The sequence below is a fragment of the Streptomyces sp. NPDC029296 genome (genome assembly GCF_055569255.1).
This window is the reverse complement of sequence record NZ_JBVHXT010000002.1, coordinates 283,983-309,829: the sequence shown is the minus strand read 5'-3', so window position 1 is coordinate 309,829 and position 25,847 is coordinate 283,983. Positions and strand designations below refer to the sequence as shown.

The window sequence follows — 25,847 nt, the reverse complement described above, 5'->3', positions numbered from 1 at the left end:
TCCCACCGCCCCCCCCCCCCCCTTCTCCCCCCCCCCCCCCCCCCACCCCCCCCCCCCCCCCCCCCCCCCCCCCCCCCCCCCGGCCGTCTCGTCTCCGGGCCGACTCGGCGTCGGCAAACGCATGGTTCGGGCGGGCGTAGCGTAGAAGGCATGACGAAGTACGGATCCTTTCCCGGTACGCGTCCCCGGCGGCTGCGGACCTCGCCCGTCATGCGGCGGATGGTCGCCGAGACACGGCTGCACCCCGCCGACCTCATCCTCCCGGCGTTCGTCCGGGAGGGCGTGAGCGAGCCGGTGCCGATCGGCTCCATGCCCGGGGTCGTGCAGCACACCCGGGACAGCCTGAAGAAGGCCGCGCTGGAGGCGGTGGAGGCCGGGATCTCCGGGATCATGCTCTTCGGCGTGCCGGAGGACGCGAAGAAGGACGCCCGGGGCACGGTCGGCACCGACCCGGACGGGATCCTCCAGGTCGCGCTCCGGGACGTCCGCGCCGAGGTCGGCGACGACCTGCTCGTCATGTCCGACCTGTGCCTGGACGAGTTCACCGACCACGGCCACTGCGGGGTGCTGGACGCCGACGGCCGGGTCGACAACGACGCCACCCTGGAGCGGTACGCCGAGATGGCGCAGGTCCAGGCCGACGCCGGCGCCCATGTCGTGGGCCCCAGCGGGATGATGGACGGCCAGATCGGCGTCATCCGCGACGCGCTCGATCAGATCGACCGCGAGGACGTGGCGATCCTCGCTTACACCGCCAAGTACTCCTCGGCCTTCTACGGCCCCTTCCGCGAGGCCGTCGCGTCGTCCCTCCAGGGCGACCGCAAGACCTACCAGCAGGACCCGGCGAACTGGCGCGAGTCCCTGCGCGAGCTGGAACTCGACCTGGCCGAGGGCGCCGACATGGTGATGGTCAAGCCGGCCGGCCCCTACCTCGACATCCTCGCCCGGGTCGCGGACGCCGTGGACGTGCCCGTGGCGGCGTACCAGATCTCCGGTGAGTACGCGATGATCGAGGCCGCCGCCGAGAAGGGCTGGGTGGAGCGGGACCGGGCCATCTTCGAGACCCTCACCGGCATCAAGCGGGCCGGCGCCCGGAACATCCTCACCTACTGGGCCACCGAGGTGGCCCAGAAGCTCCGCTAGTCTCAGGCGTCGGTCAGGGTGATGTGGTCACCCGTCACGGCCCAGCGCTGACCCGACTCGCTGGCGCACAGCCGGGTGCGGATCTCGGGCGTCCCCCAGGTGTTGGACAGGCAGTAGTGCGGGTCGGCGGCCAGGACGACGTGGTCGCCGGTGACCCTCCAGCGCTGTCCGGGCTCGTCGGCACAGAGCCGGGTGCGGATCTCGGGCGTCCCCCAGGTGTTGGACAGGCAGTAGTGCGGGTCGGCGGCCAGGACGACGTGATCGCCGTACACCTTCCAGCGCTGTCCGGGCTCGTTGGCACACACCCTGGTGCGGACCTCGGGTGAGCCCCACGTGTTGGACAGGCAGTAGTTGCCGATCTCGGAGGCGCCGGGCGCGGCGGCCGTGGCGCCGGCCGACGGGAAGACGGCGGCCGTCAGCGCGAGGGCGAGGACGCCGAGGGACTTGCGGAACGCGAGAGCCATGAGGGAATGCCTTTCATCCGATGAGGTTGCGGTGCGCCGGGAGACTTTCCCGGGCACCGCTCCCGAATGCGGCAAACCGCCTGTACAGGTGATATGCGGATGAAGGCGTTGCCGTTCACCAGCTCGAGATGGCGTCCAGGTCCCGCTGCCAGTACGTCACCTTCAGCGTGCTGTCGTAGTAGACGCCCTTGGCGGGCAGGGACGGCGTGGCCGACGGGCCGCCGTCGCTGTTCGGGGTCATGCCCTGGAAGGCCACCGTCAGCTTGTGCGCGGTCATCCCACCGCTGCCGCTGCCGTCGGCGGCCGACAGCAGCACCCCCGCGTACCCCGACTCGCCCGGCGCCAGCGAGACCACGGACTGCGGCTGGGTGGACTCGTCGGCCTGCGGCACCCACTGCATCTGGTCGAAGCGCAGGACGGGGTAGTACGGCAGCTCGCACCTCTTGCTCCCGGTGTTCTTCACCGTCAGCAGCATGTGGTTCAGCGGCCGGGCGAGCGGCTGGGCGGTGACGGAGGTGTTCGTGCCGTTGCACAGCACCAGGGAGCCGCCGGTGCTCTTGCCCTCGCGGCCGGCGGTGGCCGAGGGCTTGGCGGCCGGGGCGTGGGTACGGGCCGCGGGCGAGGCGCTGGTGGCCCCGGTGGTGCCTTCCGCCCCGGTGGAGCCCTCCGCGCCGGTGGTGTCCTCCGTACGAGCGGTGGATTCCCCGGGCGTCTTCGACGCGCTCGTCTCCGCCGCCGTCGCCCGGGAGGCGCCCTCGTCCTGGGTGCCCGTCCCGTTGTCGCACGCCGTGAGGGCGAGGGCGGCCACGGCGGTTCCGGTCACGGCGATCAAACGAACATGGCGCATACGCATGGCAGGTCCTCTTTCGGGCTGGGCCGGTTGTCGTGCTTGGATGACCAACAGCCTGTGGGCGGACCCGTCCCGGCGGCCAGCGCTGACCGGCAATCCGGGACGCTGGAACGCCCACACCGGCTTTGACCTGCGGGAACAGCCCTTCCCTGGAACGCCGGGGTGGGACGAGGGGGACTGGAGGAACGGTGGCGGAGGACATCCCCGAGAGCGGTTTCAGCGAGCTGCTGCGGGAGTTGAAGAACCGCTCCGGGCACAGCTACGGCACGCTCGCCAAGCGGCTCCACATGAGTACGTCGACGCTCCACCGCTACTGCAACGGGGACGCCGTACCGACGGACTACGCCCCCGTGGAGCGGCTCGCCCGGCTGTGCAAGGCCACGCCCGGGGAACTGGTGGAACTGCACCGCCGGTGGGTCCTGGCGGACGCGGGGCGGGGACGCAAGGGCGCGGAGCCCGTCGTCGTGCCGGAGGCGGCCCCGAAGCCGGAGGCGGCGGCTCAGGCGGCCCCGGAGGCAGGGGCGGCGGCCGGGCCGGAACCGGTGGCGGCAGCCGTACCCGAACCGGAGCCGGTGGCGGCAGCCGTACCGGTGTCCGGACCCGAACCCGCACCGACGACGCGATGGCGGCGGAGCCGGTCCCTGATCGCGGGCCGCCGCACCGCCCTCCTGGCGGCCGTCACGGTCACCGCGCTGATCGTCGGCGGCACGGTGTTCGCCCTGAACCGGCCGTCGGACGAGGGCGGGCGCCGGGACGACGCGAAGGCCACGACAGCCACCGCGGACTCCGCCCTCGCCCAGGGCAGTGCCGCCCCCCGGTCGTCGACGTCCGGGAGCCCGAGCCCTTCGGCCACGCGTTCGGCCTCCCCCTCCGCCTCCGCATCAGCCTCCGCCGAGACTCCGGACCTGGCGCCCGACACCACCGACGGGAAGCCCACGGGCAAGCCGTCGGCGACCGCACGCCACGAAGCGTCGGAAGCAGTGCCGTTGACGGTCAACACCAACCCCTACAGCTGGCTGAGCCCCTGCTCGCAGCACTACCTGATCGACCGGCCGCCGACCGCTGTGGGCCCGCCGCCGTCGGAGCCGCAGGCCCCCGCGTGGGTGGCCGTCAACAAGGCGGTGTCGGCGGGGGAGCAGTTCATCACGTTCACCGTGCAGGGCACCGGGAACCAGACGGTCGTCCTGGAGCGGCTGTCGGTCCACATGGCGGGCAAGCGCTCGCCGCTCCCCTGGAACGACTACGCCATGGGTTACCCGGGCGTCGGCTGTGGCGGCGGCGTGCCGACGCATTCCTTCACGGTCGCCCTGGACGCGATGCGCCCGGCGCCCGTACCGGAGGCCGGGGGCGACAACTTCCCGTTCAAGGTGAGCCAGTCGGACCCGGAGGTCTTCTACGTCACGGCGGACGCGTCGGCGTACGACGTCAGTTGGTACCTGGAGCTGACGTGGTCGAGCGGCGGCCGCCACGGCACGCTGGCGATCGACGACGCCGGCCACCCGTTCCGCACCAGCGGCAACAACGGGCGGCCCGCGTACGCCTTCCCGCTCGGCGGGCAGAAGTGGAAGCCGGCGTCAGAGTTCGACTGACGCGCCCCGTCTCAGTCCCACCAGAAGGCCCAGCTGGTCGCGCCGGGCAGCGTCTCGGCGTACGCCCGCACACTTCCCGGACCGCTCTGTACGACGGCGTGCGGGCACAGGGCGTAGTGCTCGGCGGCGAGGACCTCGGCGTCGGCGAGCGTCGCGGGCGGGGCCGCGACGGACACCACGAGGGCGTCCAGCCCGAGCGCCACGACCCGGATGCCGAACCGGTCCTCCCAGGACCGCAGCACGGCGCAGACGCGGGCCACGTCGTGGTCGTAGTTCAGGGCACCGGTCCAGCCGATCACCGCCGGTATGTCGGCGGACCGGCGGGCCGGGACGAGGGCCAGGTGCGGTTCCTCGATCCACTCCGCCCAGCGCGCCGGGTCCCGGTGGAGGGCGTCGGCGACCGACGCGGCCCGGGTGTCGGGGTCGGCGCTCGGCACGCCGGGGGACGCCAGCCCCGGCCACTCGACGCCGAACGGCTCGGTCTCCTCGCCGTCCTGACCGTCGGTCTCCTCCTCCCAGTACTCCGAGAGGACGTCGTCGGCCGTGTGGTCCCCCGGGTACGAGGCGTCGCCCGGCAGCAGTCCCCAGTCCTCGATGCCGACCCGGGAGCCGGCCAGGTCCACGAGCACGGGCAGCAGCCCCGCACGGGCCGCCGGCGCGCCCAGGGCCTTCCAGGTGCCGGGGGAGGAGGGCTTCTCGGCGTGCCACAGCAGGGGCTGGTGCCAGCGCCCGTCGTCCGTCTCGTCCACCAGCCTGCCGGGCGGCAGCTGGAGCCCCAGGGAACGACCGCTGGGGTCGGTGGCCAGTCGGGGCAGCGGGTTGGGAAGAGTCGCCATGCCGCCGACTGTAGGGGCAGGCACTGACAACGGCGTTGAGCTGGGCCGGGGTTGCCGGGTTGCCGTGGGGCCGCCCGCTTCTCGGCGAGTGTCGTGCCTCCGCGAGGCGAGTCAAGGGCGCTGCGCGTCGCCTTCGGCGATGGCCCTTCGGGCCACCCTTGACACACCTCGCTCCGGCACGGGGGAGAAGCGAGCGGGCAGCCCGGGGAAAGTGGCCGGCTCAGGTTCCTTGGCCCCTGGGGTCGGCTGCGTTCGCATCGTGGGTCGGGGATGCGCACTCGCGCCTCGCCTGCACGCCGGGCCGGTCAAGCGGCTTGCGGCCCGGTGGGTGGTGGGCGGTGGGGGCCGCCGGATCGTGGGGAGGGTTGTTTTGGAACGGGTGGTGCAGAAGGAGGGGTGGCGGGGGGAGCCGGGACCACCCGCAGGCCGCCGAACCGGCCCGGCGTGCTGGCGAGGCGCCGGTGCGCCCCTCGTCGACGGGGCCTGGTCGGTTCGCCCGGGGGCCCGGTGCCGGGCTGGGCCACTGTCCTTCCGGGCCGCTCGCTCGCTTCTACCTCGTGCTGGAACGGGCCGGGTCAAGGGTGGGCCGCAGGCCCATCGGCGCAGCCGACGCGCAGCGCCCTTGACGCGGCCCGTGGAAGCACGACACTCGCCGAGAAGCGAGCGGCCCAACGTTCACTTGAGGGAAGAGGTGAAGGCGTCCCACGTGCCGGGGCTGATGTGGAGGGTGCGGTCCTGGGAGGGGGCTTCCTTCGAGTCCCGGACGTGCACGGAGCCGGGAGACACGGCCACTTCGAGGCAAGCGCCGCCCTCACTGCTGCTGTAGCTCGACTTGTGCCATGAGAGGGCGACTTCGAGGCACTGGCCACCCTCGCTGCCGCTGTAGGTCGACTTGAACCACTGAAGGGCTTCGGCGCTCATTGCTCTCCTCGCAGACGGTCGGTCACTTGAGAGAAGAGGTGAAGGCGCCCCACGTGACGGGGCTGACGCGCAGGATGCGGTTCTCGGAGGGGGTGTCCTTCGAGTCTCGGACGTGCACGGCGCCGGGAGAAACGGCCACTTCGAGGCATTCGCCGCCTTCACTGCCGCTGTAACTCGACTTGCGCCAGGTGAGGGCGACTTCGAGGCACTGGCCGCCCTCGTCGCCACTGTAGGTCGACTTGTACCACTGAAGCGCTTCCGTGCTCATTGCTCTCCTAGCAGGCCGTCGAGCAGGCCCATCGAGTGGTCAGTGTTCAGGGCCTGTGTCCGCAGCATCGCATACTTGCGCGCCATGATGGACACCTCATCCGCGTCGGAAACCCATTGGCTTTCGCGTTGGCCTTCGATGTATGCCAAGTGCTGGTGATCTGGGGTTTCCAGGAGGACGAAGGGCCCGTCGAGGCCTGCGTGCGAGACGCTGTCCAGAGTTAGGAACTGCACTGAGACGCAAGGGAGATCGGCGACCCGGCGGAGGTGCCGCAACTGCTCTGTCTTGATGCGCGGCCCGCCGACAGCCAGATGCAGGACGGGTTCCCAGATGACGAAGCTGACCGTGGGCGGGGTCTTGTGTTGCAGAATCTCCTGACGTCCGATGCGCCCGGCGAGCTTGGTCTCGATCTCCTCCTCGTCGTACGCGGGCACGCGTTCACGCAGAACCGCACGAGCGTACGCTTCGGTCTGAAGTAGTCCGGGCAGAGTCTGGTTGGCGTACAGGGACAACGCGTTGGCCTCCCTCTCCTGCTCGATGTACTCCTCCGCCCACAACGGGAACTGATCCACCTCCGGCAGGTTGGCCACCCCCGCCGCCAGCATCCCCTTCGTCTCCAGGAACTCGTCGAACAGCTCGGCCATGTCCAGCTTCAGCACCCGCCGCCCTTGCTCGATGCTGGCGACCGTCTCCTCGTGGATGTTCAGCGCCGCGGCCAGGCCGGGCTGGCTGAGCCCCTTCGCGCGTCGGGCCGCGGCCAGTTGACGGCCCAGCATCTTCATGGCCGACTGGTTCTTCCTCCGTGTAGGCGTCATGCCTGCTGAACTCCCCACGCCGGCCGGTGCACACCCCGCAGCAACCCGTACAAAAACCCTGTACGGGATCACTCACTGAACCACGATAGTTACCCTGCGCGACATTCGCCCCGTGAACGAGCACATTGAACTTTCCTGCCAACGCGACCGGTTCTACGTCCGCAGCCGCAGGTCCGTCCCCGCGGCCAGGCAGCTCACCGAGTGGTCGCTGAAGTGCTGGGGACTGGAGTCCTGGAACCGGTCCCACGACCTGTCGCTCTGCGTGAGCGAGTTGGCCACGAATGCCCTGCTGCACGGCGTGCCACGGGGGCGAGGCTTCCTGCTCCGTCTGCGGTACGACGGCGAGCTGGTCCGGGCAGAGGTGCACGACAGCGGCCCCGGCACCCCTCGCGTCCCGGACGAACCGGGCGGCCCGGAGAGCGAGGGAGGCAGGGGCCTGCTGCTGGTGGCGGCGCTCAGCGACAAGTGGGGCGTCGGGGAGCGCACGCCGGGGAAGATCGTGTGGTGCGAGTTCGCCGTGCGGTGAGCGGGCCCGGTGTCAGGCCATGGTCGTGATGCAGAACGGGTGCCCGGCGGGGTCCAGCAGAACCCGCCACCGGTCCGGCTGCGGCTGGGCGTCCGGCTTGACCGCGCCCTGGGTGATCAGATGGGCCTCGGCGGTGTCCAGGTCCTCGACGCCCACCTCGATGTGGGCCTGCTTCTCCCGCGCGGGGTCGGGCCAGGTGGGGCGGCGGTAGTCGGGGACGCGGGTGAAGCCGAGGCCGGCCGTTCCGTCGTCGCCGCCGAGGAAGACGAAGTCGTCGGTGGAGTAGGTGACGGCGAGGCCGAACATGTCGCCGTAGAAGCGGGCGAGTTCGGCCGGGTCGGCGCAGTCGAAGGTGACGGCGACGTAGCGGAAGGCGGGTGCGGACGTGGTTTCCGTGCTCATGGGGAAGACGGTAGGACGTGACCCGGACAGATCCGGTCCTGGTCGGTGCGGACGGTATGAAAAACTTCCGTCCGTGCTGAGCGCCTCCGCCCGTCTGCTGCGTCTGCTGTCGTTGCTCTCCGCCCGTCCTTCGTGGACCTGCGGTGAGCTGGCCGAGCGGATGGGGGTCACGGACCGCACGGTGCGGCGGGACGTCGCGAAGCTGCGGGAGCTGGGGTACAGCGTCGACTCCGAGGCGGGGCCGTGGGGCGGTTACCGGCTGCGGGCCGGCTCGCGGGTGCCGCCGCTGATCCTGGACGACGAAGAGGCGCTGGCCGTGGCGGTCGGGCTGCGGGAGGCGGCGCTCGGGGGAGTGCTCGGCGGGGACCAGGCCGCGCTGTCGGCGCTGCTGAAGCTGCGGCAGGTGCTGCCGGCGGCGGTGGCCGAGCGGCTGGGGGAGTGGGACGAGGCGTTCGTACGGCTGCCGTGGCCGGAGGAGGCACGCGTGCGGCCGGGGATGCTGCTGGAGCTGGCGGCGGCGTGCCGGCGAGGCGAGCGGGTGCGGCTGTCGTACTGCGACGGGAAGGGCCGGAGCACGGTCCGGGACGTGGACCCGTACCGGTTGGTGCACACGGGACGGCGCTGGTACTTCGTGGCGCGGGACGTGGTGCGGGGGTGGCGGACGTTCCGGGCGGACCGGGTGGAGCACGTGGACCCGACCGGACACCGGGCCGAGATCACCGATCCGCCGGACCCGGCGGAACTGGTGTCCCACAACACGGCGAACGGCCCCTACCCCCTGTCGGCGAGGATCCGCCTCCCCCTTCCCCTGAGGGAGGCCCAGCGCCTGATCCCGCCGACCATCGGCACCCACCGCCCCGACGGCCCACAGGCCACGGTGGTCGACATAGGGGGCCCGACCCCGGAGGGCCTGGCCCACTACCTCCTGGGCCTGGCCACTCCCCTGCGGGTCCTGTCCCCCGACACGGTCCGCGAGGCCCTGGTCCACCGGACCCGGGAACTCCTCGCGGCCCACGGGTCCTGAGGCGTCAGAGCTTCTCGGGGGTGCGGATGCCCAGCAGGGCCATGCCCTGGTGGAGGGTGCGGGCCGTGAGGTCGGAGAGGAAGAGGCGGTTCTCGGCGACGTCCTTCGGCGGTGCGGGCTTGATCACCGGGCACTTGTCGTAGAACGTCGTGAACAGCGAGGCCAGCTGGTACAGGTACGCCGCCAGCTTGTGCGGGGCGTACTCGGCGGCCGCCTCGCGGACCGTCTCCGCGAAGGAGTCCAGGTGGAGGCCGAGGGCGCGCTCGGCGTCCGCCAGGGGCAGCTCCGGGTGGGCCGCGGGGCGGACCTCGCCGGCCTTGCGCAGGATGGACTGGATGCGGGCGTAGGCGTACTGGAGGTAGACGGACGTGTCGCCGTTGAGCGAGACCATCTGGTCCAGGTCGAACTTGTAGTCCCGGTTCGCCGACGTCGACAGGTCCGCGTACTTCACCGCGCCGATGCCCACCTGGGTGCCCCGCTCGGCGATCTCCTCCTCGGACAGGTCCTGCGCCTTCTCCCGGACCACGGCCGAGGCCCGCTCGATCGCCTCGTCCAGGAGGTCGACCAGGCGGATCGTCTCGCCCGCACGGGTCTTGAACGGCTTGCCGTCCTTGCCGAGGACCGTGCCGAAGGCGAGCTGGGTCGCCGTGACGTCGTCGCCCAGCCAGCCGGCCCGGCGCGCGGTCTCGAAGACCATCCGGAAGTGCAGGGCCTGCCGGGCGTCCACCACGTACAGCAGGGTGTTCGCCTTGAGGTTGAAGACGCGGTCGCGGATCGCGGACAGGTCGGTCGCCGCGTAGCCGTAGCCGCCGTCCGACTTCTGCACGATCAGCGGGACCGGGTTGCCGTCCGGGCCCTTGATGTCGTCGAAGAACACGCACAGCGCGCCCTCGGAGCGGACCGCGACGCCCGACTCCTCCAGCAGGCGGCAGGTCTCCGCGAGCATGTCGTTGTAGCCGGACTCGCCGACGATGTCCGCGTCCCGGATCTCCATGTCCAGCTTCTCGAAGACGGAGAAGAAGTAGATCTTCGACTCGTCCACGAACTTCTGCCATGTGGCGAGCGTGTGCGGGTCGCCGGCCTGGAGGTCGACCACCCGGCGGCGGGCCCGCGTCTTGAATTCCTCGTCGGAGTCGAACAGCTTCCGCGCGGCCTTGTAGAGGCGGTCGAGGTTCGACATCGCCTCCTCGCCCGTCACCTGGCCGGCCTTGTGGTCCAGCTCGTGCGGGTGCTCGTCCAGGTACTGGATGAGCATGCCGAACTGGGTGCCCCAGTCGCCGATGTGGTGGCGCCGGACCACGTTCTCGCCGGTGAACTCCAGCAGCTGGACGACCGAGTCGCCGATCACCGCCGAGCGGAGGTGGCCGACGTGCATCTCCTTCGCCACGTTCGGCTGGGCGTAGTCGATCACCGTGGTGCCCGGGTGCGCGGCGGTCGGCACGCCGAGGCGGCCGGTGTCGTCCGCGTACCGCGCGGCCAGGTTCCCGGTGATCGCCTTGTCCGAGACGGTGATGTTCAGGAAGCCGGGGCCGGAGACCTCGACGTCCTGGATCACGTCACCCGTCACCACCCGGCCGACGACCTGGGTCGCCAGCTCCCGGGGGTTCGCCTTCGCCTTCTTGGCCAGGGCCAGGATGCCGTTGGCCTGGAAGTCGGCCCGGTCGCTTCGTCGCAGCAGCGGGTCCGCGCCGGCGGCCTCGGGCAGGGTGGCCGCGAGGGCGGAGGCGAGGTGCTGCTGGACGTTGTCGCTGAGGGACGTGACCGAGGCCATGGGTGTGGGTGCCGTTCTCCTCGTGGATGGATAGACCCGCCCAGTATCCCATGGGGGGTAAAGCCGTTTTCCCGGTCGACGGGCGGTCTGTGAGAATGGAGTCTCACCCCGTTCAGAAAGAAGGACGTGCCGATCGTGGCTCAGAGCACCGAGACCACCGACTGGGTCTCCCGTTTCGCGGATGAGGTCATCGAGGAGTCGGAGCGCCGGGCCCCGGGCAAACCGGTCGTCGTCGCGTCCGGACTTTCCCCCTCGGGTCCGATCCACCTCGGCAACCTCCGCGAGGTCATGACCCCGCACCTGGTCGCCGACGAGATCCGCCGCCGCGGCCGCGAGGTCCGGCACCTGATCTCCTGGGACGACTACGACCGCTACCGCAAGGTGCCGAAGGGCATCGCCGGGGTGGACGAGGAGGCGTGGGCCGAGCACATCGGCAAGCCCCTGACCTCGGTCCCGGCGCCGGAGGGCTCGCCCCACCCGAACTGGGCCGAGCACTTCAAGGCCGCCATGGTCGAGGCGCTGGGCCAGCTCGGCGTGGAGTTCGACGGGATCAGCCAGACGGCGCAGTACACCTCGGGCGTCTACCGCGAGCAGATCCTGCACGCGATGAGGCACCGCGGCGACATCGACGCGATCCTCGCCCAGTACCGGACGAAGAAGGCGCCGAAGAAGCAGCAGCAGAAGGCGGTGGACGAGGCCGAGCTGGAGGCCGAGGAGGGCTCCGGCGCCGCGGCCGAGGACGACGGCAGCTCCGGCTCCGCCGGGTACTTCCCGTACAAGCCGTACTGCGGCGGCTGCGAGAAGGACCTGACGACGGTCACCTCCTACGACGACGACACCACCGAGCTGGCGTACACCTGCGGCGCCTGCGGTTTCGCCGAGACCGTCCGGCTCAGCGAGTTCGACCGCGGCAAGCTGGTGTGGAAGGTCGACTGGCCGATGCGCTGGGCGTTCGAGGGCGTGATCTTCGAGCCTAGCGGTGTGGACCACTCCTCGCCCGGCTCCAGCTTCCAGGTCGGCGGGCAGATCGTGCCGATCTTCGGCGGCGAGCAGCCCATCGGGCCGATGTACGCCTTCGTGGGCATCTCCGGCATGGCGAAGATGTCGTCCTCGCGCGGTGGCGTGCCCACCCCGTCGGACGCGCTGAAGATCATGGAGCCGCAGCTGCTGCGCTGGCTGTACGCCCGCCGCAGGCCCAACCAGTCCTTCAAGATCGCCTTCGACCAGGAGATCCAGCGGCTCTACGACGAGTGGGACAAGCTGGCCGCGAAGGTCGCCGACGGCTCCGCGCTGCCGGCCGACGTCGCCGCCCACACCCGTGCCGTCGGCACCGCCGCCGGTGAGCTGCCGAAGACGTCCCGCCCGCTGCCGTACCGCACGCTGGCGTCCGTCGCCGACATCACCGCCGGTCACGGGGACCAGGCGCTGCGGATCCTGTCCGAGCTGGACCCGGAGCAGCCGCTGGCCTCGCTGGACGAGGCGCGTCCGCGCTACGACAAGGCCGAGGCGTGGATCAACACGTACGTGCCCGCCGACCAGCGGACCATCGTGCGCGAGCAGCCCGACGCCGAGCTGCTGAAGTCCCTGGACGAGGCGTCCCGGCAGTCCGTGCGGCTGCTGCTGGACGGGCTCGCCGAGCACTGGTCGCTCGACGGGCTGACCCACCTCGTGTACGGCGTGCCGAAGGTGCAGGCCGGCTTCTCCGCCGACGCCACGCCGAAGGAGCTGCCGCCGGAGATCAAGACGGCCCAGCGGACGTTCTTCGCCCTGCTGTACCACCTGCTCGTCGGCCGCGACACCGGCCCCCGCCTGCCCACCCTGCTGCTGGCCGTGGGCCAGGAGCGGGTGCGGACGCTGCTCGGCGAGTAACGAGTAACGAGTAGCGAGTAAACGGCAACGGAAAAGGGCCCCTGCTTTCCGGCAGGGGCCCTTTTCCGTTACGCGATGTGCTCCTCTTTCCGTTCCGCGTTGAGGCGGCCGGTGAAGCGCTTGACCATGCGCTCCGCGTCGCGCGGGGCGAGCGCGATGCCGTACGTCGCCTCGACCGCCTCGACGTACTGGGGCAGAGTGGCGGGGACGTCGCCGCTCAACTTGCGGAAGAGCTGGTAGTAGTCCTCGCCCGTCGGATTCGGCTCCGGGCTGCCCTCGCCCTCGCCCGGTTCGCGAGTGGGGGTGGGGACCGGTAGCGGGAAGCTGCCCGTCTCCTCGGGGGAAGGCTGCTGGAAGTCCTCCGGGATCTGCTCCTCGTACCAGTCCTCGTACTGCTCCTCGGGGGCGTACTGGGGTTCCTGGAGCATCGGGTCGTAGGTGGGGTCGTAGCCGCCGTGGTACTCGACCTCGCGCGGGGCCTGGAACCAGGGGCTCTCGTCGTCCGCCGGGGGCGCCTCGGCGGGCCGCTGTCCGGCGGCCGGGGCCGGCCGGCGCGGGGCGGGGACCGCTGCCACGGGGGTGCGGTCGTCCGCGGCGGGGACGGGGGCGGGGGCGAGGGCCGGCTGCTGCGGGGCCGCAGGGAGCAACACCGGGTCGATGCCCGCCGCGGCCAGGCCCGCCGGGGCCGTCTCCGCGAGCGGGACGCCGTAGCGGGCCAGGCGCAGCGGCATCAGGGACTCCACCGGGGCCTTGCGGCGCCAGGCGCGGCCGAAGCGGGAGCGCAGGCGGGCCTGGTAGACGAGACGGTCCTGCTCCAGCTTGATGACCTCGTCGTAGGAGCGCAGCTCCCACAGCTTCATGCGGCGCCACAGGAGGAACGTCGGGAGCGGGGAGAGCAGCCAGCGGGTGAGGCGGACGCCCTCCATGTGCTTGTCCGCCGTGATGTCGGCCATGCGGCCGACCGCGTGCCGGGCCGCCTCGACCGACACCACGAACAGCACCGGGATCACCGCGTGCATGCCCACGCCCAGCGGGTCCGGCCAGGCGGCGGCGCCGTTGAAGGCGATCGTCGCCGCCGTCAGCAGCCACGCCGTCTGGCGCAGCAGCGGGAAGGGGATGCGGATCCAGGTCAGCAGCAGGTCGAGGGCGAGGAGGACACAGATGCCCGCGTCGATGCCCACCGGGAACACGTAGGAGAAGTTCCCGAAGCCCTTCTTGAGGGCCAGCTCACGGACGGCCGCGTACGAACCGGCGAAGCCGATACCGGCGATGATCAAGGCGCCGGCTACGACCACGCCGATGAGAACGCGGTGCATCCGAGTCAGCTTCGGTGGCCCGGCCACTCGTACTCCCCTCCCGTTGCGTGTTGTTGCGCGCAACAGGGTGGCACACGTGTACGGCGAACGTGGGACCGGTCACCCGCTGCGGCCGTACGGTCAGCTCTTCACGGCGGCCGACTCCGACGGAGACGAACCGGGGGAGGCGGACTCGGAGGCGGAGCCCGACGCCGGGGAACTCGCCTCGCCGGACGCGCCGTTGGCCTCGGAGACCGACGCCACGACCTCCTTCAGCGCCTTCTGGGCGTCCTTCGTCAGGTCGTCGGCGTCCGGGGTCTTCTCGCCCGCGAGGCCGGCGCCGTTGTAGTCCAGGGTCACGACGACGTTCTCGACCCGGGCGACGACCGTCTGCTGCTTGAACAGACCTTCCTTCTTCTTCAGGTCGTAGCGCACCGCGGCCGCCTCCGCGCCGATCCCGGACAGCGGCACCATCTTGGTGCCCTTGGCGCCGTCCACCGCCTGGGCGTCCTGCACCTGCCGGCCGAAGTACGCGTGCGCCTGCTCGTCGGCGGCGCCGCGCGTCTCGTCCGAGTCGAAGCGCAGCAGGGAGATGTTCAGCCAGCGGAACTGCGAGCCCTTGACGCCGTTGTTGTCCAGGCTGTTCCAGGAGCAGGAGGCGCGCGACGACGGCTCGTCCGAGCCGCCCTTCTTGGCCGACTTCGCGCCCGCGGGGACCAGGTCGGTCAGGGTCTTCTTCGCCAGCACGCCGCACGCGTCGGGCAGCTTGCCGTACGCGGCGGGCCGCACGGTCGGCGACGCGCTCGCCGACGGCTTGGTGCTGCCGGGATCCGCCTGCCGGGTGCTCTTGGAGCCGGTCTCGGCCTTGGCGTCACCGGAGTCCGAGGAGCAGCCGGCGGTGATCAGGACCGCGGGAACGGCTGCCGCGCAGACAAGCGCGCGGCGCAGGCGCTTGGCTCGCTGGTGTCGCTGGGCACGGTCGTCTCGCTGGGCTGCTCGCTGCATGGTTCCTTCACTCATGACGCTCGGTGTTCGTGCGGGTTCCTGCGGGGCCACCGTACGCGGTGCGGAAGCCGTGCGGTTTCCGTCCGCGCGCCCGGCGGCGGGTCCGGCCGGGCGGTCAGCCGCCGAGCGCGTCGTCCAGCCGGGCGGCCAGATCACGGGCCCTGTCCTGCATTTCCTTGCTGTCCGGGACCGTTCCGGTGGCCGTCGGCTGCTCCTCGTACTGGATGGTGACGACGACGTTGGACGTGCGGAACACCACAGTCACGGTGCGCTGTTCGGCCGTCGAGCCGGAGGTGCCGGCCTGGTCGTCCAGGTACGCCTCGTCACCGAGGTCGGACAGCGTGCGGGGCTGGAGTTCGGCGGTGTCCTCCGGGGCGGCGGTGTCGTCCGGTGAGCCGGACGCCGGGGAGGAGGCGGAGCCCGAACCGGCGGCGGACGCCGGGGACTTGGCGGAGGGGTCGGTCGCGGACGGGGACGCGGTGCCGCTCGGGGAGCCCTTCCGGGACGCGGTGGGCGTGGGCTGGGACGGCGGTGCCGTGACGCCGCTCGGCGCGGGCAGGTCGGCGGCGGCCTGCTTCTCCTGGAACAGCCGCTGCGCCTGGTCGTCGTCGCTGACCGTGTTGTCGTACGACACCACGCGCTCGAAGTCGACCAGGAGGCGGTCGGTGACGTCGGCGGACTCGACCTTCCAGCGGCAGCCGACCTTGCGGTCGGTGTCGTAGGTGAGCGCGGCCTCGCCCTGGTAGGCGCGGTCGCGCTGGACGGGGTCGGTGATCCGCTGGATGCCGGGCAGCAGCGCGTCCAGGGTGTCGTGGCCGACCGCGCCGCAGGGCTCGGGGAGCGTGTGGTACTTGCCGGGCTCGGCGGCGACGGTGGCCGTGCCGGCGTCGCCCGGGTTGGCGTTGTCCGCCGTGCCGTCGTCCCCGGAACCGCTCGTGCAGCCGGCCAGCAGCGCCGCGAGGAGGGCGGCGGTGCCGGTTACGTACGCCTTCCGCTGCACGTCGGGCTCCTCTCGACGGTGTGCGCGCTCGGTGCTCCAGTGTCCCCGCTGGTTATTCGCTTGCCGCGGCGGGGCGCCCCCTGCAGACAATGTGTATCGCACGCACTGCCGCGGACGCCGGTCCCTTGTCCCTTTCGACAGCCTTGGCGCCTCTTTTGCGTTTTGCCGACTTCAAGCCTTTTGTTGCCATTTTCCGGGGGAAAGAGGAAGACATGTCGTACGTGGAGATACCGGGCGCGAAGGTGCCGATCCGGATGTGGACGGACCCGGCGACGGTCGAGGACGTGGCGCTGCGCCAGCTCCAGAACGTGGCGACCCTGCCGTGGATCGAGGGCCTGGCCGTGATGCCGGACGTGCACTACGGCAAGGGCGCGACGGTCGGCTCGGTCATCGCGATGCGGGACGCGGTGTGCCCGGCGGCGGTGGGCGTGGACATCGGCTGCGGGATGTCGGCGGTGAAGACCTCCCTGACCGGGAACGACCTGCCCGGCGATCTCTCGCGGCTGCGGTCGCGGATCGAGCAGGTGATTCCGGTGGGGCGGGGGATGCACACGGACCCGGTCGAGCCGCGGGGCTTCCACGGGCTGGCCACGGCGGGCTGGGAGGACTTCTGGGAGCGGTTCGACTCGGTCGCCGACGCCGTGCGGTTCCGGCGTGAACGGGCCGTCGCGCAGATGGGCACCCTGGGCGGCGGGAATCACTTCGTCGAGGTGTGCACGGACGATTCCGGTTCGGTGTGGCTCATGCTCCACTCCGGCTCCCGGAACATCGGCAAGGAACTCGCCGAGCACCACATCGGCGTGGCCCAGAAGCTCCCGCACAACCAGGGCCTGGTCGACCGCGACCTCGCCGTCTTCGTCGCGGACACCCCGCAGATGGCGGCCTACCGCAACGACCTGTTCTGGGCGCAGGAGTACGCCAAGTACAACCGCATGCTCATGATGGCGCTCCTGAAGGACGTGGTCCGCAAGGAGTTCAAGAAGGCCAAGCCGGTCTTCGAGCAGGAGATCTCCTGCCACCACAACTACGTGGCGGAGGAGCGGTACGAGGGCGTGGACCTGCTCGTCACCCGCAAGGGCGCGATCCGGGCCGGCTCCGGCGACTACGGCATCATCCCGGGCTCCATGGGCACGGGGTCGTACATCGTGCGGGGCCTCGGCAACGAGCGGTCCTTCAACTCCGCCTCGCACGGGGCGGGCCGGCGGATGAGCCGCAACGCGGCCAAACGGCGCTTCACGACCAAAGACCTGGAGGAGCAGACCCGGGGCGTGGAGTGCCGCAAGGACTCCGGTGTCGTGGACGAGATCCCGGGCGCCTACAAGTCGATCGACCAGGTCATCGACCAGCAGCGGGACCTGGTGGAGGTCGTGGCCAGGCTGAGGCAGGTCGTCTGCGTCAAGGGCTGACGCCGGGACCGTCCCCGAGGGAGTCCAGCCAGCCGAGCAGGCGGGTCCCCTCCCGGGTCATGACGGCCGGGTCGCGCAGGGCGTGGGCCAGCAGGGACATGCCCTGGTAGGCGGAGACCAGGGTGAGGGCGTGGTCGTCGGGGTCGGGGACGCCCCAGGCGCGGAACTGGGCGGCGGCCCAGTCCAGCAGGTGGCGGAGCACCGCGCCGGCCTCGGCGTCCAGCGTGCCGTCCGCGCGTTTGCCCAGCTCGGCGGCCAGGGTGCCGGTGGGGCAGCCGTGCCGGGCGGTGGTCTCGCGGCCGTCGGTCCACGACTCGATCAGGGCCGCCAGGCGGTCGCGCGGGGCCGGCAGCCGCTCCAGCCCGGCGGTGCACTCGTCCAGCCGGGCGCGGTGCTCCGCCAGCGCGGCCCGGACCAGCTCGTCCTTGGTCTTGAAGTAGTAGTAGACGTTCCCCACCGGGACACCGGCCTCGCGCGCGATGTCGGCGAGGGTCGTCCGCTCGACCCCTCGCTCGTGCAGGACCCGGGCCGCCGCCGCGGAGAGCCGCCGGCGCTTCTGCGCGGCCTGCGCCCGCCGGTCAACAGAGTTCGTCATCCGACCGACTATAGGCAGCGGCGTCCCGGACGCTACTTCGCGTGCCGTACCGCGTAGATCATGACGAACGCGATGAAGTGGATGCCGAAGAGGAAATAGGCCAGGAAGTACCAGACCTGGCGTTCGTCCTTCGTCTCCTGGGCCAGGCGGCGCCGCTCCGGGGAGTCGGGGGGAGCGGGCGGCGGGGCCGCGCCGTCGGCCGTCACAGTTCCCGGTGCACCTTGGTGTTGGACGCCTGGGCGCGCGGGCGCACGACCAGCAGGTCGATGTTGACGTGGCTGGGGCGGGTCACCGCCCAGGTGATCGTCTCGGCCACGTCGTCGGCGCTGAGGGGCTCGGCGACGCCCTCGTAGACCTTGGCCGCCTTGTCCGTGTCGCCGCCGAAGCGGGTCAGCGCGAACTCCTCCGTGCGGACCATGCCGGGCGCGATCTCCACGACCCGGACCGGCCGGCCGACGATCTCCAGCCGGAGGGTCTCGGCGAGCACATGGGCGCCGTGCTTGGCGGCGACGTACCCGGCGCCGCCCTCGTAGGTGCCGTGGCCGGCGGTGGAGGAGACGACCACGACCACGCCGTCGCCGCTCGCCTCCAGCTTCGGCAGCAGCGCCTGGGTGACGTTCAGCGTGCCGAGCACGTTCGTCTCGTACATCGAGCGCCAGTCCGCGGGGTCGCCGGTGGCCACCGGGTCCGCGCCGAGGGCGCCGCCCGCGTTGTTGACCAGGACGCCGATCGTCTTGAACGCGGAGGCGAACTCGTCCACGGCCGGGCGGTCGGTCACGTCGAGCTGGTAGGCCACCGCCGAGTGCCCGGCCCCGGTCAGTTCCTCGGCGAGGGCCTCGACGCGGTCCTTGCGGCGCGCGGTGAGGACGACGCGGTAACCGGCCGCGGCGAGCCGCCGTGCCGTGGCGGCGCCGATGCCACTGCTCGCGCCGGTGACGACGGCGATGCGGGAGGCGGCGGACGGGGCGGCGGTGGCCATGGCGGCTCCTGTTGCTGCGTCGGGGCGGTTCCGTCCAGCGTAAGTGAGGCCTCAGCCGCCGTTCCGGGGTGCCCACATGATGATCGCCATGCCGGCCAGGCAGACCAGCGCGCCGGCGATGTCCCAGCGGTCGGGCCGGTAGCCGTCCGCGACGGCGCCCCACAGGATCGAGCCGGCCACGAAGATCCCGCCGTAGGCGGCGAGGATGCGGCCGAAGTGGGCGTCGGGCTGGAAGGTGGCGACGAAGCCGTACGCGCCGAGGGCGAGGACGCCGCCGGTGATCCACAGCGGGCCCCGGTGCTCCCGCACGCCCTGCCAGACCAGCCAGGCGCCGCCGATCTCGAACAGCGCGGCGACGGCGAACAGGGCGGCGGAGCGGAGGATCGGCATGAGGGCAGCTTCGCACGCGGTGCCCGGCCGCCCCGCGTCACCTGTGGGAGGGCGCCTGCCGGGCGGCGGGCGTGGCATGCATCCGTACGGCAGTGGAGCCGCGAGCGAGAGGGGTGAGGGGCGTGCGGATGCGGGCGTGGGTGGTGCCGGGGGTGTGTGCCGGTGCCCTGCTGGTGCCGGGGGTCGCGGTGGCCGCTGAGGCCGAGGTGGCGTTCCACGGGACGGTGGTGCTGGACGGGACCTGACGGAGGTGCTGCCGACCCCGGGCAACGCCGGGCCCGCCGAGGTCGCGGACGCCACGGTCCGGCTGCGCTGGTCGGTCCCGCCGGCCGGACGGCAGGACCTGCCCGGCGGGTGCGTCCGCGAGGACGAGCGGGCGGTCCTGTGCGCCACCGGACCGCCGGCCGCGGGTGCGGCGGGGGAGGCGGTGCGGCGTGCGGTGCGCCTGCGGGAGCGGCCGTCCGAACTGACCCTGGAGATCGAGACCGCCTGGCGTTCCGACGTGCCCGACCAGGACCGTGCGAACGACCGCGCACAGGTGCTGGTGCCGGCCACGGGGGACGCGTACGCGTTGTGAGGGGAGTGGCCGCAGGGGGAATAGCCGGGCCGGGGTGACCGTTGGAGGGGGTGTAGTTGAACGGTCAACCAAATGGAGGCGGTCATGCAGTTCGGGATCTTCAGCGTCGGGGACGTGACCACCGACCCGACCACCGGACGGACGCCGACCGAGGGCGAGCGGATCAAGGCCATGGTCGCCATCGCGCTGAAGGCGGAGGAGGTCGGGCTGGACGTCTTCGCGACCGGTGAGCACCACAACCCGCCGTTCGTGCCGTCGTCGCCGACCACGATGCTCGGCTACATAGCCGCCCGCACCGAGAACCTGATCCTGTCCACCTCCACCACCCTGATCACCACCAACGACCCGGTGAAGATCGCGGAGGACTTCGCGATGCTCCAGCACCTGGCCGGCGGCCGGGTGGACGTGATGATGGGCCGGGGCAACACCGGGCCGGTGTACCCGTGGTTCGGCAAGGACATCCGCGAGGGCATCGACCTGACGATCGAGAACTACGCGCTGCTGCGCCGGCTGTGGCGCGAGGACGCCGTCGACTGGGAGGGCAGGTTCCGCACCCCGTTGCAGGGCTTCACGTCCACGCCGCGCCCGCTGGACGGCGTACCGCCGTTCGTCTGGCACGGCTCCATCCGCTCCCCGGAGATCGCCGAGCAGGCCGCGTTCTACGGCGACGGGTTCTTCCACAACAACATCTTCTGGCCCGCCGACCACACCAGGCGCATGGTCGAGCTGTACCGCAAGCGCTACGCCCACTACGGGCACGGCACCCCGGAGCAGGCCATCGTCGGCCTCGGCGGCCAGGTGTTCATGCGGAAGAACTCCCAGGACGCGGTGCGGGAGTTCCGGCCGTACTTCGACAACGCGCCCGTCTACGGGCACGGGCCCTCGCTGGAGGACTTCACCGAGCAGACCCCGCTCACCGTGGGCTCCCCGCAGCAGGTCATCGAGAAGACGCTCTCCTTCCGCGAGTACGCGGGCGACTACCAGCGCCAGCTGTTCCTGATGGACCACGCGGGACTGCCGCTGAAGACCGTGCTGGAGCAGCTCGACCTCCTCGGCGAGGAGGTCGTGCCCGTACTGCGGAAGGAGTTCGCCAAGAACCGTCCGGCGGACGTGCCGGACGCGCCGACCCACCAGTCCCTGACCGCCGCCGCGCGGAAGGAGGCCCTCGTATGAAGCTCGTCGTCGTCTCGGCGGGACTGAGCGTCCCGTCCTCCACCCGGCTGCTCGCCGACCGGCTGGCCACCGCCGTCCGCCGGCAGGCCCCGGTGGACGTCCCGGTGGACGTCCAGGTGGTCGAGGTGCGCGACCTCGCCGTGGAGATCGCGCACCAGCTCACCAACGGGTTCCCGGGCAAGGGTCTCGCCGCCGCGCAGGACGCGGTGGCGGGGGCCGACGGGCTGATCGTGGTCACCCCGGTGTTCAGCGCGTCCTACAGCGGGCTGTTCAAGTCGTTCTTCGACGTGCTGGACAAGGACGCGCTGGCCGGCAAGCCGGTGCTGATCGCGGCGACCGGGGGTTCGGCCCGGCACTCGCTGGTGCTGGAGCACGCCCTGCGGCCCCTGTTCGCCTACCTGCGGGCCGTCGTCGTGCCGACCGCGGTGTACGCCGCCTCCGAGGACTGGGGCGCGCCGGGCCTGGCCGAGCGGACCGAGCGGGCGGCGGCGGAGCTGACCGCGCTGCTGCCGGCGGGGGAGGCCCGGCGGATGGAGCGCGACGAGGACGGCCTCGGGGACGAGGTGGTCCCGTTCGCCGAGCGGCTGGCGGCGCTGGGGCACTGACGCGCCGCGCCGCAGCCCGCTGCCCGCCGCCCGCCGCCTGTTCCGGCCGGCCGGGTGGGTACCGGTCGGTCCGGGCGGGCGGTGGTCCGGGCGGGCCGACCAGGTCGGCTGACCGCGTGGGCGGCTGGGGCGGCGATCGGTCCGGGTCGGCCTCCCGGGCCTCCCGGTCGCGGCGAGTGACTGCGACCGTGACCCCGACCGCTGTCGCGGCGAGCCGCTGGCGGCCCGGTGGGAGGGTGGTCCTCCGACCGGTGCCGTCGGCCTCGGCGGGTGGATCGGTCGGGGTGGGCCGATCGGTCGGGGTGGGGGCGGTCGCCCGGTGAGCGGCTGGTGGCCTGGCGGGCATGGGTGGCCCGGTGGGCATGAGTGGCTCGGTGAAGGCTGGTGACCTGGTGGGCCTGCGGTGGCCCGTTGGGTGGGTGGTGGCCTGGTGAGCGGCTGGTGGCCTGGCGGGCATGGGTGGCCCGGTGGGCATGAGTGGCTCGGTGAGGGCTGGTGGCCTGGTGGGCCTGCGGTGGTCCGTTAGGTGGGTGGTGGCTCGGTGAGGGCTGGTGGCCTGGTGCCGCCTGCGGTGGCCCGTCAGGCATGGGGTGGCTTGTCGGGCGCGCGGTGGTCCGTCGGGCCTGCGGTGGCTCGTTGGGCGTGCGGTGGCTCGTCGGGTGGGCTGTGGTTCGGTGAGAGGGCGGTAAAAAGGGTGGTCGGAGGGTGCTCGGCCCCGGCCGGGCCGCCGGTGGCCTTGGCAGACTGGGGGGCGTGCCCCAGACTGTGCTGCTCGCCGAAGACGACCGTGCCATCCGCCATGCCCTGGAGCGTGCCCTGACGCTGGAGGGCTACGCGGTCACGGCGGTCGCCGACGGCGTGGAAGCGCTGGCGCAGGCCCACCGGAATCCGCCGGACGTGCTCGTCCTCGACGTGATGATGCCCGGCATCGACGGCCTCCAGGTGTGCCGGGTGCTGCGCGCCGAGGGCGACCGCACCCCGATCCTCATGCTCACCGCCCTCGTGGAGACCGCCGACCGCATCGCGGGCCTGGACGCGGGCGCCGACGACTACGTGGTCAAGCCGTTCGACGTCGAGGAGGTCTTCGCGCGGCTGCGCGCCCTGCTGCGCCGCACCAGCCCCCCACCCGCCGCCGGCGCCGCCCCGGAACCCCCCGTGCGGGAGGCGCCGCAGGTCTCCGGACGGCAGCTGGAGGCCGCCGGCCTGCGCGTGGACCTCCAGGCCCGCCGGGCCTGGCGCGGCCGGCGCGAGCTGGAACTGACCCGCACCGAGTTCGAGCTGCTGGAACTGCTGGTCCGCAACGCGGGCATCGTCCTGGACCACTCCACGATCTACGACCGGATCTGGGGCTACGACTTCGGCCCCGGCTCCAAGAACCTCGCCGTCTACGTCGGCTATCTGCGCCGCAAGCTGGACGAGCCCGGCGCCCCGCAGCTGATCCACACCGTGCGGGGCGTGGGTTACGTGCTGCGGGAGGACTAGATGGGCCGCCGCTGGCGGCTGCCGGACCGGCCCCGGCCCAAGCTGGTCTCCCTGCGCACCACCTTCGCGGTCTCCTTCGCCGCCGTCACCGCCGCCGTCACGATCCTCGTGGGCATCCTGTCGTACAACTCCGCCGCGCGGCTCGTCCGCGTCGACCAGCAGACGGTGTTCACCCAGGTCGTGCGGGACGTGCGGGACGTGGTGCGGCAACAGCCGATGGGCCCGGAGGACTTCTCCTCCTCCCGCCCCGGGCACGACGTGGTGCGACCCGCCCGCACCGACGTGCAGGTGCTCGGCGCGTGGGGGCAGATCGTGGACGACGGCAGTCCCGTGCTGCCCGTCACCCCCCGGGACCGGGCGATGGCCGGAGCCCGCCCGGCCGGGGAGGTCGTCGAGCACCGGGACGTACGGGTGGACGAGGACCTGTTCCGCATCGCCACCGTCTCGTTCGGCGACGGGCGGGGCGCGGTGCAGGTCGCGCAGGAGTTCAGCGACACCGAGGACCTGCTGCGGGCCCTCCAGCAGCGGACGCTGATCCTGATGGCGGCGGTCGTGGTGGCGGCCGGGCTGTTCGGCTGGTGGCTGGCCCGGCGCATCACCCGCCGGCTGGTGATCCTCACCTCCGCCGCCGAGGACGTGGCCCGCACCCGGCGGCTGGGCATCCAGGTGCCGGTGACCGGGCTGGACGAGGTCGGCCGGCTGGGCCGTGCCTTCGACCGGATGCTCGGGCGGCTCGCGCAGTCGGAGGAGGACCAGCGGCGGCTGGTGCAGGACGCCGGGCACGAGCTGCGGACGCCGCTCACCTCGCTGCGCACCAACATCTCGCTGCTGCGGCGCATCGACGAGCTGCCGCCCGACACCCGGGAGGAACTGGTCGCCGACCTCTCCCAGGAGGCCCGGGAGCTGACCGACCTGGTGAACGAGCTGGTCGACCTCGCCGCCGGGCAGTCCGACGCCGAACCGCCCCGGCGGGTGGACCTCGCCGACCTCGCCGAGGACGTGGTCGGGCTGGCCCGGCGCCGCACCGGCCGGGACGTCGTGCTGCGGGTGAGCGGGGACACGACGACCCACGGGCGGTCCGGGATGCTCCAGCGGGCGGTCTCCAACCTGGTCGAGAACGCGGCCAAGTTCGACCGGGACGGCACGGCGCCGATCGAGGTCGGCGTCACCGGGCCGGCCCGGCCGGGCGCGGTACGGGTGGAGGTGCTGGACCGGGGGCCCGGGATCGCCGACGGTGACCTCGTGCGCATCTTCGACCGCTTCTACCGCGCCGCCGACGCCCGCTCCCTGCCCGGCTCGGGCCTGGGTCTGTCCATCGTGCGCGAGGTCGCCCTGGCCCACGGCGGGGCGCCGTTCGCCTACCGGCGCGAGGGCGGCGGGTCGGTCATCGGGTTCACGGTGGGCGGCGGTCTGACGGGGGACGGCGGGGGCGGCGGCTGAGTACGGGTACCTACCCGGAGCGGGTAGCCAGGCCCATCCTCCGGCCGCCCGGGCCGCCGTAGCGTCGCCGCATGCCCGACAAGATCACCTCTGCCGGCGGCGACACCCCTGCCGGCACCCCGCGCGGCCTCGGCGCCCGCTGCCTGGGCTGCGGCGGGCTGGTCGTCGCCCTCGTGCTCGCCCTGTGCCCACGACCCCGCCTGGACGCACAGCGACACCGGGTCGTACGACCCGTACACCGCCGCCCGGGCCGTGCCGTCGCGCGCGCTGGGGCCGGGGCGCCGGTGAGCGTCACGCGTCGTCGCCCGGGGCCCCGCTCCGCCGCCGTGCCGCCGTGAGCAGCCAGCCCAGGTTGCCCACCGCCGCCCCGGCGGCCACCGCGGCGGCGATCACCCCGCCGGTCGCCAGGCCGTCGCTGAACAGGTGCGGGCGCCGGTCCAGGCTGTGCAGCCCGAAACCGCACAGCTCGTACACGCCGACGGCGGCGATGACCAGGCTGACGACCAGCACGGCCACCGTCGGCGCGAGACTGTGCGCACAGACCTCCGTGCCGGGTTCCGTCTCGGTCGTGTCCTGCATGGGTCCCCCGTGGAACAGGCTGTGAACAGCCCGGTGGCTGCTGGCGGTTGCGAACCAACCATACGTAGGGCCGCCACGGCCGACACGCAGGGTCGTCGCGGCCGACGCGTACGAACGTCCGGCCGGGCGGCCGGGTCCACGCGCGGGGCCGGGCCGGACGGCCGGCTCCCACGGCCGTTCAGGCGGTCGTGGCGCGGGCGGTGCGGCGGGCGTAGGCGCGGGCCGCGCGGGCGCGGTCGCCGCAGCGGGTGGAGCACCAGTGGCGGCGGCCGTGCCGGAGCAGGTAGCGGTTGCAGGGCGGGGAGCCGCAGGCGGTCAGGCGCTCCGCGTCCGGCCCGGTCAGCAGGTCGGCGGCGTCGGCGGCGAGGGCCGCGAGGGCGTGCTCGACGATCTGGGTGGTGGGGTGCGCGGCGGCCCGGTACAGACCCCGGTCCGGGGACCAGTGCAGCAGCGAGGCGGCCGGGGCGAGGGTCAGCGCGGCGTTGAGCGCGGCGAGCGCCTCCGCCGGGGCCGGGCGGCCGTCGGCCCGGGCGGCGAGCAGCGCGCGGATCTGCTCGCGCAGCGCGCGCAGCCGGCCGGCGCAGTGCTCGCGCAGGCCGGCGCCGGCCGGGGCCAGACCCCGGTCCACCAGCCAGTCCCGGGCGTCGGCGGGGGTGGCGAGGAGGTCCGCCGAGCGGCCGCCGGGCAGGGCGACGGCGGTGTTGGCCAGAGCGAGGGCGGGATACCGCTCGGCGCCGGGGGCGGGGGACAGCTTCACGGGTCTCATGGTAGGGCTTGCCTCCATCCATGAGAAAGGGCTAGCGTCCCTCACGGATGACATCCCATCTGTCCATGAGGTGAGTC

The 25,847-nt window shown here is 72.5% G+C and carries 28 protein-coding genes; 11 read left to right on the top strand and 17 right to left on the bottom strand.

Features of this window, described 5'->3' with window-relative positions; genetic code table 11:
- Positions 1 to 150 precede the first annotated feature (150 nt).
- Complete coding sequence (hemB, locus tag ACZ4W9_RS02960; RefSeq protein WP_467932738.1) at positions 151 to 1,143, top strand: porphobilinogen synthase; 993 nt, start codon at positions 151 to 153, stop codon at positions 1,141 to 1,143.
- A gap of 2 nt (positions 1,144 to 1,145) precedes the next feature.
- Here hemB and ACZ4W9_RS02955 read toward each other — a convergent pair whose 3' ends face one another.
- Positions 1,146 to 1,607, bottom strand: a complete 462-nt coding sequence (locus tag ACZ4W9_RS02955; RefSeq protein ID WP_467932736.1) for an RICIN domain-containing protein — start codon at positions 1,605 to 1,607, stop codon at positions 1,146 to 1,148.
- 115 nt (positions 1,608 to 1,722) lie between these two features.
- A complete protein-coding gene (locus tag ACZ4W9_RS02950) occupies positions 1,723 to 2,454 on the bottom strand; it encodes a DUF4232 domain-containing protein (protein WP_467932735.1) in 732 nt (243 codons plus the stop codon).
- 191 nt (positions 2,455 to 2,645) lie between these two features.
- Here ACZ4W9_RS02950 and ACZ4W9_RS02945 point away from each other — a divergent pair, with 191 nt between their 5' ends.
- A complete protein-coding gene (locus tag ACZ4W9_RS02945; RefSeq protein ID WP_467932734.1) occupies positions 2,646 to 4,046 on the top strand; it encodes a helix-turn-helix domain-containing protein in 1,401 nt (466 codons plus the stop codon).
- 11 nt (positions 4,047 to 4,057) lie between these two features.
- Here ACZ4W9_RS02945 and ACZ4W9_RS02940 read toward each other — a convergent pair whose 3' ends face one another.
- The 4 genes from ACZ4W9_RS02940 to ACZ4W9_RS02925 form a co-directional block, all read right to left on the bottom strand.
- The gene (locus ACZ4W9_RS02940; RefSeq protein WP_467932732.1) at positions 4,058 to 4,882 is read right to left on the bottom strand and encodes a DUF4253 domain-containing protein; all 825 of its coding nucleotides are present in this window, start codon (positions 4,880 to 4,882) and stop codon (positions 4,058 to 4,060) included.
- A gap of 675 nt (positions 4,883 to 5,557) precedes the next feature.
- Positions 5,558 to 5,803, bottom strand: a complete 246-nt coding sequence (locus ACZ4W9_RS02935) for a DUF397 domain-containing protein (RefSeq protein WP_467932731.1) — start codon at positions 5,801 to 5,803, stop codon at positions 5,558 to 5,560.
- 22 nt (positions 5,804 to 5,825) lie between these two features.
- Positions 5,826 to 6,071, bottom strand: a complete 246-nt coding sequence (locus ACZ4W9_RS02930) for a DUF397 domain-containing protein (RefSeq protein ID WP_467932730.1) — start codon at positions 6,069 to 6,071, stop codon at positions 5,826 to 5,828.
- Positions 6,068 to 6,853, bottom strand: coding sequence for a helix-turn-helix domain-containing protein (locus ACZ4W9_RS02925; RefSeq protein WP_467932728.1), 786 nt, complete (start codon positions 6,851 to 6,853; stop codon positions 6,068 to 6,070). The genes ACZ4W9_RS02930 and ACZ4W9_RS02925 overlap by 4 nt, the downstream gene beginning before the upstream one ends.
- 145 nt (positions 6,854 to 6,998) lie before the next feature.
- Between ACZ4W9_RS02925 and ACZ4W9_RS02920 the strand changes: the two genes are divergently transcribed.
- Positions 6,999 to 7,412: an ATP-binding protein gene (locus tag ACZ4W9_RS02920; RefSeq protein ID WP_467932727.1), complete on the top strand. Its 414-nt coding sequence runs from the start codon at positions 6,999 to 7,001 to the stop codon at positions 7,410 to 7,412.
- A gap of 12 nt (positions 7,413 to 7,424) precedes the next feature.
- Here ACZ4W9_RS02920 and ACZ4W9_RS02915 read toward each other — a convergent pair whose 3' ends face one another.
- Positions 7,425 to 7,814 (bottom strand): VOC family protein, encoded by a 390-nt coding sequence (locus ACZ4W9_RS02915; protein ID WP_467932726.1) that lies wholly within the window; start codon positions 7,812 to 7,814, stop codon positions 7,425 to 7,427.
- A 73-nt stretch (positions 7,815 to 7,887) separates the two neighbouring features.
- On the opposite strand from ACZ4W9_RS02915, the gene ACZ4W9_RS02910 reads away from it, so the two are divergent.
- Complete coding sequence (locus ACZ4W9_RS02910; RefSeq protein ID WP_467932724.1) at positions 7,888 to 8,838, top strand: helix-turn-helix transcriptional regulator; 951 nt, start codon at positions 7,888 to 7,890, stop codon at positions 8,836 to 8,838.
- Between the two features lie 4 nt (positions 8,839 to 8,842).
- Here the strand turns inward: ACZ4W9_RS02910 and argS are convergent, their stop codons facing one another.
- Positions 8,843 to 10,609, bottom strand: coding sequence for an arginine--tRNA ligase (gene argS / locus ACZ4W9_RS02905; protein WP_467932723.1), 1,767 nt, complete (start codon positions 10,607 to 10,609; stop codon positions 8,843 to 8,845).
- Positions 10,610 to 10,735: 126 nt separating this feature from the next.
- On the opposite strand from argS, the gene lysS reads away from it, so the two are divergent.
- A complete protein-coding gene (gene lysS, locus ACZ4W9_RS02900; protein ID WP_467932722.1) occupies positions 10,736 to 12,478 on the top strand; it encodes a lysine--tRNA ligase in 1,743 nt (580 codons plus the stop codon).
- Between the two features lie 68 nt (positions 12,479 to 12,546).
- Here lysS and ACZ4W9_RS02895 read toward each other — a convergent pair whose 3' ends face one another.
- The 3 genes from ACZ4W9_RS02895 to ACZ4W9_RS02885 all read right to left on the bottom strand — a co-directional run bounded on the left by ACZ4W9_RS02895 (position 12,547) and on the right by ACZ4W9_RS02885 (position 15,778).
- A complete protein-coding gene (locus tag ACZ4W9_RS02895; RefSeq protein WP_467932720.1) occupies positions 12,547 to 13,794 on the bottom strand; it encodes a DUF2637 domain-containing protein in 1,248 nt (415 codons plus the stop codon).
- A 120-nt stretch (positions 13,795 to 13,914) separates the two neighbouring features.
- Complete coding sequence (locus tag ACZ4W9_RS02890; RefSeq protein WP_467932719.1) at positions 13,915 to 14,778, bottom strand: DUF3558 family protein; 864 nt, start codon at positions 14,776 to 14,778, stop codon at positions 13,915 to 13,917.
- A 115-nt stretch (positions 14,779 to 14,893) separates the two neighbouring features.
- Complete coding sequence (locus ACZ4W9_RS02885) at positions 14,894 to 15,778, bottom strand: DUF3558 domain-containing protein (protein ID WP_467932718.1); 885 nt, start codon at positions 15,776 to 15,778, stop codon at positions 14,894 to 14,896.
- Between the two features lie 212 nt (positions 15,779 to 15,990).
- On the opposite strand from ACZ4W9_RS02885, the gene ACZ4W9_RS02880 reads away from it, so the two are divergent.
- Positions 15,991 to 17,184: an RtcB family protein gene (locus tag ACZ4W9_RS02880; protein WP_467932717.1), complete on the top strand. Its 1,194-nt coding sequence runs from the start codon at positions 15,991 to 15,993 to the stop codon at positions 17,182 to 17,184.
- Here the strand turns inward: ACZ4W9_RS02880 and ACZ4W9_RS02875 are convergent.
- From ACZ4W9_RS02875 to ACZ4W9_RS02860, 4 genes are read right to left on the bottom strand one after another with little or no spacing between them, the layout of a single operon-like run.
- Complete coding sequence (locus ACZ4W9_RS02875) at positions 17,174 to 17,779, bottom strand: TetR/AcrR family transcriptional regulator (protein ID WP_467932715.1); 606 nt, start codon at positions 17,777 to 17,779, stop codon at positions 17,174 to 17,176. The genes ACZ4W9_RS02880 and ACZ4W9_RS02875 overlap by 11 nt on opposite strands.
- A 32-nt stretch (positions 17,780 to 17,811) precedes the next feature.
- The gene (locus ACZ4W9_RS02870) at positions 17,812 to 17,985 is read right to left on the bottom strand and encodes a hypothetical protein (RefSeq protein ID WP_467932714.1); all 174 of its coding nucleotides are present in this window, start codon (positions 17,983 to 17,985) and stop codon (positions 17,812 to 17,814) included.
- Positions 17,982 to 18,758, bottom strand: coding sequence for an SDR family NAD(P)-dependent oxidoreductase (locus tag ACZ4W9_RS02865; protein ID WP_467932713.1), 777 nt, complete (start codon positions 18,756 to 18,758; stop codon positions 17,982 to 17,984). The genes ACZ4W9_RS02870 and ACZ4W9_RS02865 overlap by 4 nt, the downstream gene beginning before the upstream one ends.
- A gap of 51 nt (positions 18,759 to 18,809) precedes the next feature.
- Positions 18,810 to 19,148 (bottom strand): YnfA family protein, encoded by a 339-nt coding sequence (locus tag ACZ4W9_RS02860; RefSeq protein ID WP_467932711.1) that lies wholly within the window; start codon positions 19,146 to 19,148, stop codon positions 18,810 to 18,812.
- Positions 19,149 to 19,398: 250 nt separating this feature from the next.
- Between ACZ4W9_RS02860 and ACZ4W9_RS02855 the strand changes: the two genes are divergently transcribed.
- From ACZ4W9_RS02855 to ACZ4W9_RS02835, 5 genes are all read left to right on the top strand, one after another.
- The gene (locus ACZ4W9_RS02855; protein WP_467932710.1) at positions 19,399 to 19,725 is read left to right on the top strand and encodes a hypothetical protein; all 327 of its coding nucleotides are present in this window, start codon (positions 19,399 to 19,401) and stop codon (positions 19,723 to 19,725) included.
- 84 nt (positions 19,726 to 19,809) lie between these two features.
- A complete protein-coding gene (locus tag ACZ4W9_RS02850) occupies positions 19,810 to 20,898 on the top strand; it encodes an LLM class flavin-dependent oxidoreductase (protein WP_467932709.1) in 1,089 nt (362 codons plus the stop codon).
- Positions 20,895 to 21,503 (top strand): CE1759 family FMN reductase, encoded by a 609-nt coding sequence (locus ACZ4W9_RS02845; RefSeq protein ID WP_467932707.1) that lies wholly within the window; start codon positions 20,895 to 20,897, stop codon positions 21,501 to 21,503. Before ACZ4W9_RS02850 ends, ACZ4W9_RS02845 begins: the two co-directional genes overlap by 4 nt.
- A gap of 765 nt (positions 21,504 to 22,268) precedes the next feature.
- Positions 22,269 to 22,985, top strand: a complete 717-nt coding sequence (locus ACZ4W9_RS02840; protein WP_467932769.1) for a response regulator transcription factor — start codon at positions 22,269 to 22,271, stop codon at positions 22,983 to 22,985.
- Positions 22,986 to 24,425 (top strand): sensor histidine kinase, encoded by a 1,440-nt coding sequence (locus ACZ4W9_RS02835; protein ID WP_467932706.1) that lies wholly within the window; start codon positions 22,986 to 22,988, stop codon positions 24,423 to 24,425. It begins immediately after the preceding gene.
- A 291-nt stretch (positions 24,426 to 24,716) separates the two neighbouring features.
- On the opposite strand, the gene ACZ4W9_RS02830 is transcribed toward ACZ4W9_RS02835, so the two are convergent.
- Together ACZ4W9_RS02830 and ACZ4W9_RS02825 are read right to left on the bottom strand one after the other, a co-directional pair.
- Positions 24,717 to 25,004 (bottom strand): hypothetical protein, encoded by a 288-nt coding sequence (locus ACZ4W9_RS02830; protein WP_467932705.1) that lies wholly within the window; start codon positions 25,002 to 25,004, stop codon positions 24,717 to 24,719.
- 178 nt (positions 25,005 to 25,182) lie between these two features.
- Positions 25,183 to 25,761, bottom strand: coding sequence for an ABATE domain-containing protein (locus ACZ4W9_RS02825; RefSeq protein ID WP_467932703.1), 579 nt, complete (start codon positions 25,759 to 25,761; stop codon positions 25,183 to 25,185).
- Positions 25,762 to 25,847: the final 86 nt, after the last annotated feature.